This window comes from Leifsonia sp. HAY1-4F, from assembly GCF_056755275.1.
Genome location: NZ_JBNDHX010000228.1, coordinates 1 through 322 on the forward strand (window position 1 = coordinate 1; position 322 = coordinate 322).

The 322-nt window shown below is 68.9% G+C and carries 1 protein-coding gene; it reads left to right on the forward strand.

Annotated features, from left to right (window positions below):
- On the forward strand, nucleotides 1–277 hold a 277-nt coding region (locus tag ACPYOG_RS19330; RefSeq protein ID WP_481295753.1), incomplete at its 5' end, for a hypothetical protein.
- Nucleotides 278–322: the final 45 nt, after the last annotated feature.

A 322-nucleotide genomic window follows, 5' to 3' on the forward strand; every position in this document is an offset into this window, starting at 1 on the left:
ACTGATCGTCGCGCTCGACTCGCTCCGGGAAAGGAACGTGGCACTCGTGATGGAAGCGCACGCCGGCCACGCGATCGGAGCATCCGGGTTCCGTGCCCTCCGCCCCCGCGGTTCCTCCGCCCTCCTCGGGTGGCCTGAGTTCGGGCTCGGGTTGCGCCCCTCCGTAGACACCGAGGGTGCAGTCGACGTCGTCCGGTGGCGCGGCGACCGCGACGTCCGCGAATGGCCGAAACAGATGTACCGCGGCAACACGTGGCCCTGGGAGGTATGGCAATGACCGACTGGTGGGACCTCATCGACAAACGCGCCGCGCTCGGGGAAC